The sequence below is a fragment of the Treponema denticola genome (genome assembly GCF_024181645.1).
Classification (GTDB): Bacteria; Spirochaetota; Spirochaetia; order Treponematales; family Treponemataceae; genus Treponema_B; species Treponema_B denticola_A.
Window position 1 is genome coordinate 1363911 of record NZ_CP058624.1, and the last position, 17652, is coordinate 1381562.

15 protein-coding genes are annotated in these 17652 nt (G+C 37.4%); 1 reads left to right on the forward strand and 14 read right to left on the reverse strand.

Annotation, left to right across the window (positions count from 1 at the left end):
• Window positions 1–3: 3 nt before the first annotated feature.
• From HO345_RS06480 to HO345_RS06530, 11 genes are all read right to left on the reverse strand, one after another.
• Window positions 4–2190, reverse strand: coding sequence for a FapA family protein (locus tag HO345_RS06480; protein WP_253684552.1), 2187 nt, complete (start codon window positions 2188–2190; stop codon window positions 4–6).
• Between the two features lie 11 nt (window positions 2191–2201).
• Window positions 2202–3344 (reverse strand): nucleotide-binding protein, encoded by a 1143-nt coding sequence (locus HO345_RS06485; RefSeq protein WP_253684553.1) that lies wholly within the window; start codon window positions 3342–3344, stop codon window positions 2202–2204.
• On the reverse strand, window positions 3335–3733 hold the full coding sequence (locus HO345_RS06490) for a hypothetical protein (protein WP_366796639.1): 399 nt from the start codon (window positions 3731–3733) through the stop codon (window positions 3335–3337). Before HO345_RS06490 ends, HO345_RS06485 begins: the two co-directional genes overlap by 10 nt.
• A gap of 50 nt (window positions 3734–3783) precedes the next feature.
• A complete protein-coding gene (locus HO345_RS06495; RefSeq protein WP_253684555.1) occupies window positions 3784–5667 on the reverse strand; it encodes an alpha-amylase/4-alpha-glucanotransferase domain-containing protein in 1884 nt (627 codons plus the stop codon).
• Between the two features lie 104 nt (window positions 5668–5771).
• Window positions 5772–6311: a hypothetical protein gene (locus HO345_RS06500; RefSeq protein WP_010697159.1), complete on the reverse strand. Its 540-nt coding sequence runs from the start codon at window positions 6309–6311 to the stop codon at window positions 5772–5774.
• Window positions 6308–6901 carry a hypothetical protein gene (locus HO345_RS06505; protein ID WP_253684556.1) on the reverse strand — a complete coding sequence of 198 codons (594 nt, stop codon included), beginning with the start codon at window positions 6899–6901 and terminating at the stop codon, window positions 6308–6310. The genes HO345_RS06500 and HO345_RS06505 overlap by 4 nt, the downstream gene beginning before the upstream one ends.
• Window positions 6902–7393 carry a hypothetical protein gene (locus HO345_RS06510; protein ID WP_253684557.1) on the reverse strand — a complete coding sequence of 164 codons (492 nt, stop codon included), beginning with the start codon at window positions 7391–7393 and terminating at the stop codon, window positions 6902–6904. It lies immediately after the preceding gene.
• The gene (locus HO345_RS06515) at window positions 7386–8420 is read right to left on the reverse strand and encodes an RnfABCDGE type electron transport complex subunit D (protein ID WP_253684558.1); all 1035 of its coding nucleotides are present in this window, start codon (window positions 8418–8420) and stop codon (window positions 7386–7388) included. The genes HO345_RS06510 and HO345_RS06515 overlap by 8 nt, the downstream gene beginning before the upstream one ends.
• Entirely contained in the window at window positions 8417–9703 is a 1287-nt protein-coding gene (locus HO345_RS06520) for an SLBB domain-containing protein (RefSeq protein WP_253684559.1), read from the reverse strand. Before HO345_RS06520 ends, HO345_RS06515 begins: the two co-directional genes overlap by 4 nt.
• Entirely contained in the window at window positions 9700–11157 is a 1458-nt protein-coding gene (locus HO345_RS06525) for a hypothetical protein (protein WP_253684560.1), read from the reverse strand. The genes HO345_RS06520 and HO345_RS06525 overlap by 4 nt, the downstream gene beginning before the upstream one ends.
• Before the next feature lie 5 nt (window positions 11158–11162).
• Window positions 11163–11651, reverse strand: coding sequence for a divergent PAP2 family protein (locus HO345_RS06530; protein ID WP_010697151.1), 489 nt, complete (start codon window positions 11649–11651; stop codon window positions 11163–11165).
• A 61-nt stretch (window positions 11652–11712) separates the two neighbouring features.
• On the opposite strand from HO345_RS06530, the gene HO345_RS06535 reads away from it, so the two are divergent.
• Window positions 11713–12657 carry a pseudouridine synthase gene (locus HO345_RS06535; RefSeq protein WP_253684561.1) on the forward strand — a complete coding sequence of 315 codons (945 nt, stop codon included), beginning with the start codon at window positions 11713–11715 and terminating at the stop codon, window positions 12655–12657.
• Here HO345_RS06535 and HO345_RS06540 read toward each other — a convergent pair.
• The 3 genes from HO345_RS06540 to HO345_RS06550 form a co-directional block, all read right to left on the reverse strand.
• On the reverse strand, window positions 12646–14475 hold the full coding sequence (locus HO345_RS06540; RefSeq protein WP_253684562.1) for a methyl-accepting chemotaxis protein: 1830 nt from the start codon (window positions 14473–14475) through the stop codon (window positions 12646–12648). The genes HO345_RS06535 and HO345_RS06540 overlap by 12 nt on opposite strands.
• Window positions 14476–14665: 190 nt before the next feature.
• Window positions 14666–17179, reverse strand: a complete 2514-nt coding sequence (locus tag HO345_RS06545) for a heavy metal translocating P-type ATPase (RefSeq protein ID WP_253684563.1) — start codon at window positions 17177–17179, stop codon at window positions 14666–14668.
• Window positions 17180–17533, reverse strand: a complete 354-nt coding sequence (locus HO345_RS06550; protein WP_002668756.1) for an ArsR/SmtB family transcription factor — start codon at window positions 17531–17533, stop codon at window positions 17180–17182.
• Window positions 17534–17652: the final 119 nt, after the last annotated feature.

Sequence of the window (17652 nt, forward strand, 5' to 3'; positions counted from 1 at the left end):
TAATTATTCTAATTCAACTTCTACTTCTTTAATAGGTGAACATATAATTTGTCCGTTTTTTTCATCGAACTCAAAAAATACGTTATGATGAGTTTCCATAACTTCAAAATAGCGGCCGTGGCTTTCAAGAACAACGCCCGGATAAACCGAACCCTTCACCTTTATTTTTGAAGGAATGTGAAATTCAAAATTTTCTTTTAGATTAAATATGCGGACCGTAAGAGCACTGTTTCTTTTTAAAAGCTTAACTTTTTTCTGTCTTAAAGCATCGACATCAGGAGGATTTGCCTGTAATTCTTTTTCGATCTTTGCAAGTTCGGCATTATTATCCTCTATTTCTTTTTCACGGACTTCAATTTCATCTTTTATCAAGTAATCCTGTCCGAACGAGATAATTGTTCTTATGGTTTTTTCGGCACCCAAGTCATGTACCGAAACACCCTTCGCAGCATGGATGCTTCCGCCTAGCAATACACCGGGGTTGCCTGTCAAATGCACGGTACCATTTGTTTTTACCAGACACTTAAAGCAATACGAGGATATGTCTATATCGCCGCCCGAAAATACTCTTGCATTTTCCGCATATTGGAGATTGGTTTTATCTTTAGCCCAAACAGTCCCCCTGCCCTTTCCGTTAATACCCCCGTTTAAGATAAGAGAGTCTTCAGAATAAATCAGGGCCTTTTCTACAGTACCGGTAATTGTCAATTTACCCTTTGATTTTACCTTTACGTCATCTTTAATATCTCCGGTAATAATCAGGTTTCCCGGAAAACTTATATCGCCGAATTTGGTATCTATATCATTTTGGATGGTTTTAAGTGAAGAGATTACAAGAGCATTATTAAAAAAAGAAAGCTCTCCGGATTCTGCAGCAAAAAATTTAATAACATGCTTTTCTTCGGTAACTTTTATCGTTTCATCATTAGCAGGCAAATCCGTTGGTTCGGCATTTTTAGGGTCAATCGGCTCACCAAAAACATTTTTACCCTTTTCTCCCTTAGGTAAAAGACGGGCAGTTAAAATTAGGGCATCTTTCTCGACAGTTGCAGTACTAAGTTCTTCATTAAATTTAACCGACCATTCAAGTTTATAGGATTCGGGAGCGACAGGAGGAGTTCCGCTTAATATTACAAACTCGCATTCGTCGTTTACCTTTCTTGCAGATTCTATAATTTCGTTTATTTTTGTGTCCGAAATTGAGTTGAGAAGATTGACTTCATTTAATGCAGTTTTTACGCCTATTACCGAAAGCCTTTCTCCGGCACCCAGCCCTGACTGCAAAATAAGAGAAACCTCCATCTTATCACGGCTTACTACGGCTCTTACCTTTGCATCCCTATATGGAACTATACGGATCTTTAACCCCCGTTCGGTATTTGCAATTAAAAGAAGACCGGTTTCTCCCGCACGCAGTTCGGAATGGTTTTGTACTATATTTCGTAAATCCAAGAAAAAAGGATCATTGCCCGGAAGCCCGGGAATAGATTGACCGTATACATCAACACCGGCCTCTCCCAATCCGGCATCTTCAACCTCATAGATAAGGTCTCCCTTTTCTACAATTGTAAGGGTTTCAGCTTCAGAAAGAGGATAATCTTGATCTGTTGTAGGATTTTCTACATCTGCAGTGCGTAAATCGGGCCTCTTTAAACGGTCTGCCAAACGCTGTACCTCATGGTCAGGTATTTGTTCAAAATGAGTGATAAGTTTTTTATCGGGCCCTCTTTTTGGAGGAGAACCTTCAGCAATCAGCATCGAGAATTCCATATCGGAAGAATTTATAAAATCGTTTAAACCCTCTTTTATCTTCTCAGTATCGATATTTGCAATATTACTTCTTTGGAGAAGTCTGTTTATAGTAGACATGTCCACTTCGTTAGCGGAATCGGCAGCCTTTCTTACATAGAGATAGGCCGCTGTTTTGTCGTTATTTGTTGTAATTCTTGCATCAAAGTTGGGATCAAGCTCAAGCGGCAATGAAACGGGTTCTATACCGGAGCCGGTATGTTTTTTTAAATAGTCCTCAATAGTTTTTTTACTTACCAGAGATGAACTTTTTATTCCCTTTCTTTTTGCCTCAAGAAGAATCTCATCGGCTGAGGGGCAATTTTCAGGCTCAAGTAAGGCTGTAAAGGTTAAAAAACACTTTCCACTGTTATTTTTCTTTAATGTCCACAACTTTTCCATAAACTTTTTTCCTATACTTTAAAGCCCTGCTTAAGAGCCTTTGCTATTTTTGTTTTTAACAGTAAATTTTCATTCCTAAGCACATTTATCTCAAATTGCTGGGATTTTATAATTTCGCTCATTTCGCCCGAAGACAAGACCTCTCCTCCTATCAAATCATCCAAATATTCCATCTTAGACTTAAAGTCCGTTTCAGCTTCAGCTTCAGCCGACATAAAAGAATAATCGGAAAATTCTTGAAAATCTTCTCCACTATAATTTTCGGCTTCAGATTGAATAAGTTTATCGGCTATGCGGTATATAGCCTGAGAAATCATAGACTGGGGTTTATACCTGATTACCGGAAGCCTTGAGGCAAGAGCCTTATCCTGAACGGCATCCGTGTATATTACACCCAGATGTTCAAGATCAATATTTAGGTACTGCTTTGCAGAACGGCGTATCTTCATAGCCTTCTCCGCATCCTTTGGATCATCCATCATGTTCATTATAATGCGGGGTTTAAAATGTGAAAATTTGCTTAAAAACTTTTTGGTATTGTCAGGGTCAAGAGTCATCAACTCTTGCGTTATTGTCGGGATATAAAGACGCTGCATTCCGGGAACATCATTTTTTAGTTTTTCAAAAAAAGATCCGCCCTTAGACTTTGCAGGAAATGAAGAGCACATCATCCTAAACACAATATTCTTTAAAAACACATAGGCATCAAGAGTAGAAGTTACCGAAGGGGATGTAATTATTATTCCTTGCGGGGACAGTAAAAAAAAGTCTAAGATACCTAAATGAGTTCCGGCACCTAAATCCAAAATCAAAAAATCGGCATCCATCTTTAAAAGTTCTTTTACCAAAGAGTTACGCTGATATATTTTTAAAGCTGCAAAGCCGGGAATTTCGGAATCCCCTGGGACAAATCTTACATTTTCATAATCCGTGTCGATTATTATGTCTTTAAATTCGGCGGCCTTTGTTAAAAAAGTACCTATGCCGTTTTTGCGTCCTTGAACGCCTAAAACCAAGTGCAGGTTTGAAGCTCCCAAATCAAGGTCGGCCAAGACTACCCTTTTACCTGCCTGTCCCAATGCAATTGCAAGATTTGCAGCTATAAGACTTTTGCCTACACCGCCTTTTCCGCTGGCAATAGGAATTATTTGCATAAAGACCTCTCCCTTTTTAAGCATAAAATTAATATCAAGGTATCAATATACAAAAACAACCTTGCTACCCGTGTCTGTAAAATAAATGCATCGGCAGTCCACTCCGTAAGGCTTACAAAACGTGCGGTTTTTATCAAAAAAAACCAAGCCGCAATAATGGACAAAAGTTTAATGACGGCAATAATCCTTAAAAGCTGGTGAAAATCTTTTTCATCATGAAGTAATAAAAAGAAAAACACGGCCGGCATACATAAAAAAACAAATGCAAACCAGTCAACAATACTTAAGGGCCAAGGCTGAGCCTTTTCGATATAAGTAAACAAGAGAACTCTGAGTATTTCTATTGCCAATGCTAATATATAAAGCATATAAGACAAAACGTGTCCCATACTTACAGTTTACGTAAGTAAAGCCTTGCGGTCAAGAGGGATAGAGGGCTTTATTTTTCTTTTCCCGATTTTTTTGCATCTACTTTAAAGAAAAGAAGCTTTTCCGTTTCAAAACCCGAATTTAAATCTACCTTCCAAAAAAACAGATTTCTTATTCCCATAATAGGATTTTTTGCCTCAGGGATTTTTTCGTATATGGGAAGAATAATACACTCTGCAGCCTCATTAGATTCTATGGTAAAGATTGACTTTCCTTCAGGTTCCGTTATTTGAGCCCAAGACACATTTGAAAAGGTATTTTTTTCTTGAGAAGCTTCATATTTTTGATCATCTGCATAAACTGAAACGCTTGCAAGTTTTTTTTCAATAGGGCTTACGGATAGGTCTATTTCCACCATAAAATAAGCAGAAAGATTAAAGGGACTTTCATTTTTTAAAATATATTGAACTTGAACGCCCTGATCATTGAAGCTGTATTGTTTGCGCAAAGATACTAATTGATTAAAACTGCGGAAGCTTCCTTCGGTTTTCATTAAAAGCTCAAATTTAACCCTGTCGAATTTTACATCCTGATAAAGATTTTCACAAAAAACCGGCTTGGCAACAGCAGACTTAAAATCCCCCTTTCTAATTGTTTCAAGCTCATCCGAAGATATAAGATGGTCTACAAATAAGCCTGTCTCTTCGGAACAGATATCTGCATAGTTTTTATAGGCGGAAAATACATCCATCTCAAAAATCTTTCCGCCCAGAGCGTGAATATACATATTAAGATGTTCCCGCTGAGATATAAACTCCTTAATACCATCCAAATCAAAATCCAAACTGGTTAAAGAATCTGCAAAAACACCGGGGATTCTGGTCTGCTTTTCGGCTAAAAGCAGATTTCTGTAGCAGTACTGTCTTAAATCTCTGTTATATTTTTTATTTTTACAATCCAAATTAAAAAGTATTCCGCTTTCAGCCTTCCACAAATCCAATGAGGAATTATTTTTGCGGGCCTTATCGCCTCGGACCTGATTTACAAGACTATGAACATAGATCATCTTTGCATACATGGCATAGACATTGGGTTTATTGGCTAAAAGCTGCTTTACAGAACTGTTTACAAGCTGATTTGAAAATATTGCGTTTGAGGCTATAAAGCCTTTTTGATATATCCTTTTATTTTTAATTATTTGTCCGGTATGAGTGAGCGAAATAACGGAGTCGGGAGATGAAATACGTTCAAGGAATTCCTCCATCCACGATCTTTTGCCCTTTGATTTATCTAAAAATCGGACTGCCGTTTCTCTGGATAAGAAGACGACAACGCTTGTTTCGGTAACCACACTTGCATAATTGCATAAAAAATCATAAAAGGCTGCCGGATGTAAATCTGTATTTTCAAATTCATAAGTAGAAGGAATACCGAATAATATTTTTCCGCTGTCTTCCATACAAACCGGAGCAAATGCATTTAAGCCGGCCTTAATAAAAAAACGGGAGTCAAGAAGGCAATACTCCATTCCGCATTTTTGTAAATTGGAAAGAACATTGGGATTCCATGCAAAATATGGGAGATACATTCCGCGGGGCCTCTTATAAGAATGTTTGCGCAAAGTATCCGTCATATACTCTATCTGCCCTATGAGGTCAGATGAGGGAATCATCGAAATAAATGGTTCATAAAAGGCATTTCCAAGAATTTCTACCTGTTTTCTATTTTGCATCTCATAAATAACATCGAAAAAAGAGGTGTTTTTACGTTGTATCCATTCTAAAAATCTACCGCTAAAAACAAGAGTAAAGGGAATAGAAGGAGAAGCATATAAGTTTGAAAAAAAATCTTTGTAGTCTTGAGTATAATCTTCTTTTGAAAACTCATCAATTACGTTATAATCTGCGTGAACGGCAAAACATATCTCCAGTTTTTTTTTACTGTTTTTTTCCACAAAAACCCCTTTACATTTTTACAATGTTTCAATTATAAATTATAAGTAAAGCCTTGTCAATCCTGCAAAGCTTTTTGTCAAAGCTTTTCAAAAACGGTTAAAAATTAAAAAAAAGGCGATAAATCGGTAAGATAAAAAGCCGACAACACCAGCCCCATGCTTATCAAAAATAAAGACGCTTTTTTCCATTCGGTAAAAGCCTCTTTATCCGCTGTTTTTCGCTTAATTGCATTTAGAATAAACAAAAATACAAAAAGACTAAAAAAACCCGAAAAAATCAAAGCAAGACATTCTCGATATGTAGAGGCCTGATAAAGGCAAAAAAATACAAGTCCCCAGCTAAAAATCTTTTCTTCAGGTTTTAAACCGCTAAACTTAGGCCATACAAGCTTAAAAATCAAATTCAAAGCCTCTAAAAAACTTATAGTCAAAACAGGAAGCAAAAAGCCGGCTCCAAGCGGGTTTAAAATATAAAGACCTAAACTCCAAACCAGACTGACCGATATCAAAACGACTATGACATTTTTAATAAAAAATGAGTATACTTTTTTTGGGCTTTCAAGATAGATATAAAGGCATTCCAAGCCTATTCCATATACAAAAACAATCGAAGATACAAAGGTATAAAATATAATCAGACTCATTCTTCCTCTCCCATCCTAACAGTCGGCAATTCTTTTGTAACGGAAAAATAAATCCATATTATAAGCCCGAGGATAATAAAGGCTCCGGCGGTTGTTCCTAAAAAACGGAATAGAGGGTGATTTGAAAAATAAGGCAGCCGAAGCGATAAAAAACCGGATGAAACAGGAAAAGAAAGCGAGCCGAAAGCAAAAAACTCCCTTAAAGCAGATAAACTCAAAATCAAGACCGAATACCATATAGGCACATCCAATGATTCCGAGTCTTCATAATATTGTTTTAGCCCCAAAAAGATAATGTACGAAAAGGTTAATATATACGTGTATACTTGAAGAGGGCCGTGTATTATAGGTAATATGCCTTCCAGCAAGGCATTAACCAAAGCAGTACCTGTAATCATAAATATACTTACAAATACATAGTTAAAACGGTTAATATCCATCAGTTTTCCTGCATAATTTCCTAAAAGCCCCAAAAAAAAGATAACCCACAATGAAACGGTTAAAACAATTCCGTATGCAAAATTTGAAGCAGCAGGAATTATGGGGCACAATCCGAAAAGAAAGACGATCAACTTTTTATTTGCAGCCATTTATTTTTCCTCCTTACGGTTTATCTCAAGACCTTCAAAAGCAGATTGCAATTTTTGCTCGGAGATGTTTATTGTCAAAGGAATTATGCCGTAATATATAGCCGGTTTATCGGCAATCCCTCCTCCCAAACCGCAAAAAAAGCATTGTCTTTCCTCTTTAAAGTAAAGAAACATTCCTTGATACATTCCGTATTTTCCGCTCATATTTATAAAGGCAGCATAGCCTTTTTTCTCCTTCATCTTCACTTCAAAAACTGCATTACAAAAATTCATATTCAATGAGGAAGGATTTAAGGCTTTTATAAATTCTATGCCTTGATATTTTGAACAAAGCGAAGAGTTTTTTAAAATATAATCTGCATCCTGTAAATAAGCATCGTTTTTAAGTCCCGAAATTATATAACCGCTTCCCCATAATATAAGCCCGGCTGCAATAAAGAAAGCAAAAAGGATGAGATATTTTTTTATTTTTTCTACACTCGAATTATTCATAACGGCTCCTTTTTTTAGCCTGTATTTTTATCTCAAGTCTTTCGATAAGAGGCGAAATAACATTACTAAGAATTATAGCAAAGAAGATTCCTGCAGGCGATGCTCCATGAGCACATATAAAAAAGGCAAAAACTCCTGTAAAAAAACCGATCATAGCCTTTCCGTATTTGGTTTTGGGAGAAGATGCTGGCTCCGTCATAACAAAGAAAGCTGCAAATAAAACGCCGCCCGTTAAAACAGCCGACAGTATATCTCCCGTAAAATAAATATTTGAAACAGGGACCATTCCGAAAATCCAAACTAAAACAGCATAGGTTGCCAAAAAAAATGCCGGAAGAATATAATCTACAGCCCTGATAGAAAACAGTATTATCGACGACATCAATGTAACTATATTATAACGGAAAGCAGGTATTGATGATGTAGAATTTAAAAAGAGGCTTATATAGCCTTCAGGAAGGGTTACGCCTACACCGTGTAATAAAAGGGAATTAAGAGCAGAGGTAACGGTAAAATCCGTTTTAAGCTTTAAAAGGCCATTTGCCTCCATCAGTGCAAAAACGCTGCCTTTTTCTCTTAAAAGTGAAAAGTCTGAAATCAGCGGCGGGAAGGCCTCGGGACGAGAAATATACGCAGCACATACTGCAAAAGCAACAGGGTTCAGCCAATTCCGTCCTGTTCCGCCGAACACGGTTTTTACAATAAATACCGAAAAAGCACTTAAAATAAAAACAAAAATAAAGCCTATATCGGTCGGCATAAAGAAACCTATCAGCAAACCTGAAATTATCATTTCGAGGGATAAGCCGAATTTTGAGGAAGCTAAATATCTAAGTAAATTTTCTACAAATAATACGCCCATAACGGCAGCTGTAATATTTAAAAGAGCATAAAAGTCGGCACTCAGCGCCAAAATCAAAATTTGGATACCTAAAAGAGATAAAACGGCAATATTAATTTTAAAAACGGGAAGGCGTGTATACACAAATGGAGCAGCCGTCAAAGACAGATTAGAATAAGATTTCATAAAAGATTTCCTTTTTTAATTTTTTTTGACATCTCTAAAATAATGGAACACAGTGGGATCCTTGAAGGGCAGCAGGCGGAACAACAAGCACAACCGCTGCAAATATTTATTTGTTTTAAAATATCCTCGTTTAAGTCGTCAGCTTCAATGGATTCAACTATTTTTTTAGGCTCCAAATAGAGAGGACAAGAATTAAAACATAAACCGCAGTTTATACACTCTTCTATAGAGTGTTTTTTTATACTATCTTTCCCCGGAATGTGAATCGATTTTAAGGTACTCGTTACAGGTATATCCAAAGTGTCGGCAGATAAACCGCCGATAAGCCCATTCAGTATAATTTGAGCCGGCACGGTTTTAAAGCCTCCGCACTCTTCTATAAGATTTCCTATAGGCGTCCCGATCTTAACCTTTAAGACCTTGGGTTCATTGATAGCCTTACCGGTTACAAGAACATAAACGGAAGTAATAGGATTATTTGTTCTTACAACTTCATATGTATACATAGCTGTAGGAATATCTATTAAAAGAGAATTTTCTTTATTCACAAAATAATTTTTTTGAACAAAGGGATAATCATTTGAGGCATTTATAAATTTTACCTTACAAAAAGGCTCACAAGTTTCTGAAATTTTTTCTAACTTGTAAAGATCTTTTTTATTTAATTTATGAATGCAGGTCAGCGAAGATGCATTGAGGATTTTTGCCATTATACCTAAGCCCTCTGCAACATCTTCAAAAAAATGATCAAACAAGATTGAATCAATACCTGAAGAAGGGTCCTTATCAAAGAGGTTTATATAGATATCGGCTTCTCCTTTTTTTAAGGCGTTTCTTACCTGATAAATAAGTGGCTCTGTTGAAAGATCTGCCGTATTTAAAATTCCGGAATAACCTATTGCTCTAACGATTTCGGAATTAGAAGAAGTCCTCCACGGATAATCGGCAGAGGGCCGGCCTAGAATATCAAAAGACCCTTCAAGTTTTACGGCTGCAGCATGAATATGTTTTCCGTCCGGAAGGGTAAAGTCAATAAAATCATATACAATTCCGGGAATAGAAGAGTATATGCCGACCGAAAAAGGCTCCTCAGTACGGGCTATAATTTGACCTTCTTTTACGGTCTCTCCTTTCATAACAAGGATTTCCGGACGCTTTTTAGAATCAAAAGCTATAGGTATAAAAGCCTTCTGAGGTAAAAAAGCATTGCCCTCAAACGAGGCAGGAAGCTTAGGGTATTCTAAAACCTCTTTACCCCGTTTAAATCTTAAAAATTCCGTCATTTTTCAAACACTCTCAATAATATAATCATTAACGGCATTATAGCCGAAACAAGGGCAACAAGCAATGCTGCACTATTATAACGGTTAAGCGGAAATTTCTTAGGTGCATAAGAAGCCGTAATAAACCTTCCCTGACTGTAAAGCAGGTCTTCGATAGAGGGGCTGGTCCTAAAAGAAATAACGCTTTTTATAAACTCATTATCAAAATTAAATACAAGGCCGTCTTGTTCCGTAACTATGCCGTTTTCATCTACGGAAAAATCGTTAAAACTGACCCTGTCATTTTCTTGAGGAGAAAGACCTAGGCGGGTAAAGGGAATAACCTTTGCATTCCATGTATCCGAAATAAGGTTTCCAAGATCAGGAAGGTCATCTCCTGTCCTTATTTTTTTTAATTCATCAAAGGCCTTTTTTGAAAAACCGGAAATTCCAACCGAGGCCTCAGGCATAGGCAGATATAGGGTGTTTTGATATGCCTTTATGGTTTTATTAAAACCGAAATATAAAAACAAGGCTGAAAATACAATAAAAAAAAGGGCACAAGAAGAGACGGCGAACAAATGCTTTGTATGCCAAAATTTTGCAACCGATTCCGGGTTCATCACATAGGCCCGTATTGTTTTATGAATTTTTTGTGTATCAATCCTCTCTTCAGCAAAAAAACTAAACCTTTCAATGATGTATGTAAAAGAAGCTGAAGCCGATATTGCAAAGGCAAAAAGAACAAGCGAAATATTACTGTTAAATTTCGCAATTATCAAAGCAACAAAGGGGAAAAAAACTAAAAGAGGATTTTTTTTGATTCTGGCCACAAGCTGTTCCCTCGTAAATTTTAACGAAGAACCTATGGCTTCCATCCAAAATGCAAGAGTATACATTATTAGAATTGAGGAAGAAAGAGCTAAAATTCCCCTCTGAAAGGCTGCGTAAATAACAAAGGGAAAGGCGGCAGAAAAATAATTTTTTTTACGGCTTGTATAAAAAAAAGATACTGCAAAAAATATTAAAGCAATAAAAAACTGAAACACCGAAAAAGAAGAATCGTTTTCTATAAAAAAATATCCCGTATTTTTCTTTAAAAATTTAAAAAAATCCTTAGTTATATGCCTGTCGGAAGGAATATACATATATCTTATATTTTCCTGATCATTTATAAACCACTGGGCATATCGCTCTTTATCGGTAAAAGGATAGCCGGTATAACCTTGTTCTTCCAAATCCGAAAAACGGTTTTCTATGGTTTGAGAAGAAATTATCCCCGTAATACCATGTTCTTCGGCTGCCTGCAAAACAGCAGGCTCATCTACTTCCATAGGTAAAAAAAGAATACGGTAGTCCTTCCACAATGTAGACATTGAGCTCATCGGAATAAATATCAATAAGAAAAAAGAGAAAATCAATAAAAAACCTGCAATAATATCAAAACAGAAGATGTATTTTTTAGGCTGATTCATAGCTATTATCCAAAATAAGCAAACAATATTGATGTAATTATACCAAGAATAATTCCGGCAACAGCTTCAACGGGCTTGTGTCCTTGGATTTCCCTTACAGCCCTAAAATGATAACCTTCATTTTTTTCGGCAAATTTTGCACCGAGGTCATTTAGAGCCTTAGCCTGCAAACCGCTGGACCTTCTTACTCCTACAGCATCCCTTATAACTATAAGGGCCATAAAACACGCAAAAATAAAAAGATCCGAGTCAAACCCCTGCCTTATACCTATGCTGACGGTTAAAGATGCTACAAGAGCGGAGTGACTTGAAGGCATTCCGCCGGTACGCCAAAAAACCAGCTCAAAAAAATCTATAGGGGTCTTTATTGAGGCATTAAACAATGCAAAAATAGTCTTTATAACCTGACTCATCATCCAGCTTGTTATGGCGGACAAAAAAATCGGACTGGAAAAAAACATAATCCACTGCGTTTTATACATCGTTTCCAACATATCTTTAATTCTCTACAAAATAGCTCTTTTGTCAAGTCTGTAAATGGTATATAATGTATAAATGAGTAAAGAAAATAAGTTTTTTTATATAGGCGAAGATGATTCAGGCAGGAGACTGGACCGTGTAATACGGAAATTTTTAGGAAAGATGCCTCTTTCGGGCGTATATTCGGCAATACGCAGAGGGAAGATAAAAGTAAACGGCAAAAAGGAAAATGGGGCCTACCTGACTCAAAAAGGCGATGAAATTACAATGGATTTGAGCCTATTCGGCTTAACTGCCCCCTTCTCCGAAGATCAAACAAATTCTGCAATTTCAAAACCTGATGTTCTATTAAAAACCGATGATTTACTCTTTATAAACAAAAGACTCGGAGAGCTTGTACACGGAGAAAAAAGTCTTTGTGAGGCTGTTTTAAAATATTTTCCGCCCAAAGAAAAAAGTCTTTCCTTTAAAGTAGGAGCCCTGCATAGACTGGATAAGGATACAAGCGGAATTCTAGCCTTTTCTCAAAGTTTAAAAGGAGCCCAAGAATTTTCAAAGGCCCTACAGGAAGGAAAGATAGGTAAATTCTACATAGGAATAACTGAGGGGCGTCCTTTTTTAAACGAATTTAAAAGCAAAATCGATGGAAAAGAATGTCTTTGTCTTATAAAAATCCTTGATTTTTCAAAAGAAGAAAATTTAAGCCTTGTGCTTTTTAACCTTATAACCGGAAGGAAGCACCAAATAAGAATACAATGCTCGCAGTTCGGCACTCCCCTTTTAAACGATAAAAAATACGGCTCAAAACAAAAAAAAGTATTTTCTAAAGATTTATCAAAAAAAACTGCATATTTTTTACACGCCTATAAGTTAATATTTTCGGAACCGTTTTTAGATGATTTACCAAAGGAGATTACCGCCCCCCTTCCCGAAAACTTTAAGAGGGCGGTTAAAAGTTTATTTAAGGGTACCTCTAAAAACCTTGTTGGATTTTTAGATTTGATAAACTTAAAAACTTAGTTGAGACAGGTACTTCATAACCTTAGAGACAGCCTCTTCGTTCTTTTCGCTTATCCCGCTTACCTGAGTTATAATTTCATTTATTTGTCCGGTATCGTTTCCTATACCGTCCATGCCTTGGTCTATCAATTTTGAAATTTCTACCAGTTTTGAAATTTCTTTACTGACCTCAGTATTTCCTTTAAGTATTTCCAAGGAACCGCTTTTTACATCATAAGTTATATCGCTTATTTCTTTTATGGCATCCAAAACTTGACTGCTTCCGGAACTTTGCTCTGTCATAGCATGCATTATAGAGCTGCTTCCGTCATTTACCGTCGAAAGAATTTTCATTATTTCGGCAAATTGGACTTCCGTAGTCTCGGCGGCAGAATTAAGCTCTTCAATCTTAGTTTTGAGATTATTTAATACGGCTGTAATCGTTTTTCCTTGAGTACTCGATTCTTCAGCAAGCTTTCTGATTTCGTCAGCAACTACGGCAAAACCCTTTCCGGACTCTCCCGCATGAGCAGCCTCAATAGCTGCATTCATTGCGAGAAGGTTTGTTTGACTTGCAATATGCTGAATAACATTAGAAGCCTCCAAAAGGCCGTCTGAATCATCGGTAATATTTTTTGCTATAGTGTGTGCGGTCGAAACGGCTTGATTGCCTGATTCGGCAGAAGCGTTTAGTTTTTCGATGGACTCTACATTTTCTTTTACGGTTTTTGTTACAGACTGAATATTGGAAACCATTTCTTCTATCGTTGCAACGGATTCCGTAACGGCGGCAGACTGACTTTCAATATTCTTTCCTAATTTTTCTATACCTGAGGCCATTTGATTTAAGGTCCCCTGCATCTTTACAACACCTGAAGATTGATCTTGGATATGATTTCTGGCTGAAGAAATATTATCGGTTATTTTTCTGACCGACTCGGATGTTTTATCCATATTTGACAAAAGAAATTCGGCCGTATCTCCTGAAAGGCCTACACTTTCATTAAGCTCCTTTATAAAAGTTTTGTTAAAAGTCAAAAGCTTACCGATATCCACCAGTAAAAGAGCTATCTCATCCCTGTTCCAGCTTGCAACAGGTTCCCTCTTATAATTTCCATCGGCCAAATCCTTTATTATTCTTTGAATCAAAAAAATTCTAACTTCAATAGATTTGACAATAATCCCTAAACTTAGCACCGATAAAATCAAACCGTAAATGAACAAAGGTAAAACGGAATTTACAAGTCTTTTATAAATATTTTGATTTTCAAAACGGACAATAGGAGCAAGTACAAGAAGAATAACGGCTATAATACAAGTAATACTTGCAATAGTAACTTTTTTTATCATCGAAAAAGATAGGTATTTTTCTTCGACAGGAATAAATGAAACCCATTTTTCGAAAGCTCTAATAGTACTTGAAGAAAATATAGTACCCAGTAAGAATATATTACCTATAGTACTAAAAAGAGAGGATAGGAACAAACCGGTTTCCCCAATAATCCCAACTTCCAAAGATATAAGAGGAACGGCAACGGTAAACAGTAATGGTACAACCAATAAAAAGGTTTCATACCTTAATATATTTTTCTTTGCTTTTTCGGGATTTTCTTCCCAGTTTATAATTGCAGGGAAAAAAAGTTTTTGCTTTATGATAGGACTTAAAACGGCAATCAGAATACCTATTATAAAGGCCTTTGAGCTCACAACAGCCTTCAAATTGGATGAACTTCCGACAAAAATAGAGGTAAAAAAATTACCGGCAATCCAACCAAGATTGGTAAATAGATCAAAAACCAAAATCGTTTTTGGCGGATGGGGAACATTAACTTTTTCCATAAAACTTTCTCCTTTGTTTATTATATCAATTTTAAACCTTTTCTTTAAATTCTGCAAGATAACAATTTGATTTATTATGAATATAAATAAGTAAAATGAGGAAAACAAAGGGCTATTAAGATAAACCGGCCCTGAGCCAAGTTAAAAGCTGAGCCGGTTTATCTTAATTTTGTAATTTATTAATATTAACCTATCTTTTTGCTCTTAAAGAATTAAAGACGGCCAATAAGGCAACTCCGACATCTGCAAAAACAGCAGCCCAAAGGTTTGCAAGGCCGAGAGCTCCCAAGGTTAAAAAACCGATTTTTATACCGAAGGCCAAGGCTATATTTTGCCAAACTATTTTTCGGGTAAACCTTGCATGTTTTACGGCCGCAGCAACAAGACGGGGATTATCGTTCATAAGAACAACATCAGCCGCTTCAATGGCAGCATCGCTTCCTATGCCTCCCATAGCTATACCTGCATCCGAGCGGGCCAATACGGGAGCATCGTTTATACCGTCTCCTACAAAGATAACAGAAGCTTTTTTATTCTTTGCTTTTACTTCATCGGAAATTTCCTCGAACCTTGAAACCTTTTCATGGGGTAAAAGCATTGAGGTGTAATTTTTTATGCCCAAATCTTCTGCAATCTTTTTGGCCGATTTTTCATTATCGCCGGTAAGTATTTCTACCCTCGAAAGCCCCAATTTATTTAAATCGGATATAGCTTCCCTAGCTTCATTTTTAAGTGTATCGGTTAAAATCAAGCAGCCTATGTACTCTCCGTCATAAGCGGCATAAACTTGAGTTCCGCCTATCTCATCTCCATATAAAGGAATTTCCTTTCCTATGTTTTCGCTTATAAAGGAATTTTTTCCGGCTAAAAGATTCTTTCCCTTGTAATTTACCGAGATACCTTTTCCTGCCTTTTCGTAATAGTCTGTAAGCTCGGCATTTGGAAAAGTCTTTGTTACCTCGTCGGACAAATTAACTAGGGCACAATCTTGAACGGCTTTAGCTATAGGATGATGAGAATTAAATTCGGCAAGAGCAGCCAATTTTAAAAGCTCATATTTTTCTACATTTTCCGCAGGCATTAAGGTCATAACCTTTAGAACTCCCTTGGTAAGAGTTCCCGTTTTGTCGAAGACGACGGCATCGGCCTTTGAAAGAGCGTCTATGTAATCGGCACCTTTAATCAGTATACCCCGTTTTGCAGCTCCTCCTATTCCGCCGAAATACCCCAACGGAACCGAAATAACAAAGGCACAAGGACAGGAAATTACCAAAAATACAAGACCGCGTGAAATCCACGGAGCAAAACTTTCCCAGCCGTTAATAGGCGATGAAAAAATAAGCGCACTTAAAAGAGGCGGTAAAACCGAAAGAAGAACCGCTCCTATCGTAACTATCGGAGTGTAAACCTTTGCAAAGGATGTAATAAAGCGTTCTACCCTAGCCTTCCTGTTTTGTGCAGATTCAATCAGCTCAAGCATCTTTGAGGCAGCGGTATTTTCTAAGGAAGCGGTTGTCTTTACCGTTATAACCCCCGTTAAGTTTACAAAACCTGCAAGTACGGGGCTGCCTTTTTCTGCAGTACGCGGAAGGCTTTCTCCCGTCATAGATGAGGTATCAAGTTCGGCACTTCCTTCATAAATGACGCCGTCCAAGGGGATTTTTTCACCTGCTTTTACAATAACCAAGGAGCCGATTTTTACGCTTGCAGGATCTACAAGTTTTTCTTTAGAATCGGAATCATAAAGGCGGGCAAAGTCGGGGCGGAGGTCCATAAGATCTATGATTGAACGCCTAGATTTTTCGACGGCCGAGTGCTGTACCACCTCGCCTAAATTGTAAAAGAGCATAACAGCTGCACCCTCGGTCCAGTCGCCTAAAATAAAAGCTCCGATTGTTGCAACAGACATCAAAAAATTTTCATCAAAAACTTGACCCTTTAAAATATTTTTTACCGAAGTCAACAAGACCTTGTAGCCTGCTGTCAGCCAAGCTATGACAAATAAAACCGTCGAAAAAGCTGCATAAAAATTCTTAATTTGTATTCCGGCTTCATCAAAAAAAATCCGAGCAAAAATACCTCCGGCAAAAAACAAGGCCGAAATACCGAATTGCACTACCATCTCTTTTGAGGAGCCGTGATGATGTTCGCAGCCGCAGCCTGAATGATCGTGTCCGTGATGATCATGTCCGCAATTGCAGTGGTCATCATGCTTATGCTCGTGGTAGTTATGTCCACAGCTGCAATGTTCCTGCTTATGATGTCCATCATGATTGTGCCCGCAAGCGCAATGTTCATCGTGTTTATGCTCATGATGTTCATGCTCATGGTGGTCATGTTTGTGATGATCGAGATCATGTTCGTGGTGGTCATGTTCGTGATGATCGTGTCCACGCATACTGCAATCTTTTTCTTCTTTATGCCCACAGCCGCAATGTTCATCGTGGCTGTGATCATGGTGGCCATGGTGGTCATGATGGCCGTGGTGTTCATGTCCACAACTGCAATGTTCATCGTGCTTATGCTCGTGATGGTCGTGTTCATGTTCATGGCGGTCATGTCCACGCATATGGCAATCTTTTTCTTCATGGTCATGCCCACAGGAGCAGTGCTCATCGTGGTCATGATGGCCGTGTCCGTGGTGCCCATGGTGTTCTTCATGACTGTGCTCATGCTTGTGTTCGTTTTCTTTTTTTAAATCCATTTACCTGCCCTCCCTAATGTGTTCCAAACCGACGGAATATAGAATTCCGACATGGTTGTCATCTATTGTATAATAAACCTGTTTTCCGTTTCGGCGGCTTTTTACTATTTTAGCCTGCCTTAAAATTCTAAGCTGGTGAGAAACGGCCGAAGCCGACATTTCCAAAACTTCTGCAAGATCGGCTACACAGAGTTCCCCTGAAATAAGAGCGGAAACAATCTTAATCCTCGTAGAATCTCCGAAATTTTTAAAAAAATCTCCCAAGTCGCTCATTGTCTGCTCATCGGGCATCTTAGCCCTTGCATGAGCCACAGTTTCTTCATTCGAAACACCTATTTCATCATCTTCTATCATATTTCATCACCTATTCATATGAACATATGCTCATATATTCATCTATCATTATAATAAATTTAAAAAAATTGTCAAGTCCTATCTTGCTAAGAATTAAATTTTCTGTTACAATGTTGAAA

What these genes read in the sequence shown, in the direction of transcription:
- HO345_RS06480 (WP_253684552.1), bottom strand. Translation starts at nt 2,190, where the DNA reads ATGGAAAAGTTGTGGACATTAAAGAAAAATAACAGTGGAAAGTGTTTT.
- HO345_RS06485 (WP_253684553.1), bottom strand. Translation starts at nt 3,344, where the DNA reads ATGCAAATAATTCCTATTGCCAGCGGAAAAGGCGGTGTAGGCAAAAGT.
- HO345_RS06490 (WP_366796639.1), bottom strand. Translation starts at nt 3,733, where the DNA reads ATGGGACACGTTTTGTCTTATATGCTTTATATATTAGCATTGGCAATA.
- HO345_RS06500 (WP_010697159.1), bottom strand. Translation starts at nt 6,311, where the DNA reads ATGAGTCTGATTATATTTTATACCTTTGTATCTTCGATTGTTTTTGTA.
- HO345_RS06505 (WP_253684556.1), bottom strand. Translation starts at nt 6,901, where the DNA reads ATGGCTGCAAATAAAAAGTTGATCGTCTTTCTTTTCGGATTGTGCCCC.
- HO345_RS06510 (WP_253684557.1), bottom strand. Translation starts at nt 7,393, where the DNA reads ATGAATAATTCGAGTGTAGAAAAAATAAAAAAATATCTCATCCTTTTT.
- HO345_RS06515 (WP_253684558.1), bottom strand. Translation starts at nt 8,420, where the DNA reads ATGAAATCTTATTCTAATCTGTCTTTGACGGCTGCTCCATTTGTGTAT.
- HO345_RS06520 (WP_253684559.1), bottom strand. Translation starts at nt 9,703, where the DNA reads ATGACGGAATTTTTAAGATTTAAACGGGGTAAAGAGGTTTTAGAATAC.
- HO345_RS06525 (WP_253684560.1), bottom strand. Translation starts at nt 11,157, where the DNA reads ATGAATCAGCCTAAAAAATACATCTTCTGTTTTGATATTATTGCAGGT.
- HO345_RS06530 (WP_010697151.1), bottom strand. Translation starts at nt 11,651, where the DNA reads ATGTTGGAAACGATGTATAAAACGCAGTGGATTATGTTTTTTTCCAGT.
- HO345_RS06535 (WP_253684561.1), top strand. Translation starts at nt 11,713, where the DNA reads ATGAGTAAAGAAAATAAGTTTTTTTATATAGGCGAAGATGATTCAGGC.
- HO345_RS06540 (WP_253684562.1), bottom strand. Translation starts at nt 14,475, where the DNA reads ATGGAAAAAGTTAATGTTCCCCATCCGCCAAAAACGATTTTGGTTTTT.
- HO345_RS06545 (WP_253684563.1), bottom strand. Translation starts at nt 17,179, where the DNA reads ATGGATTTAAAAAAAGAAAACGAACACAAGCATGAGCACAGTCATGAA.
- HO345_RS06550 (WP_002668756.1), bottom strand. Translation starts at nt 17,533, where the DNA reads ATGATAGAAGATGATGAAATAGGTGTTTCGAATGAAGAAACTGTGGCT.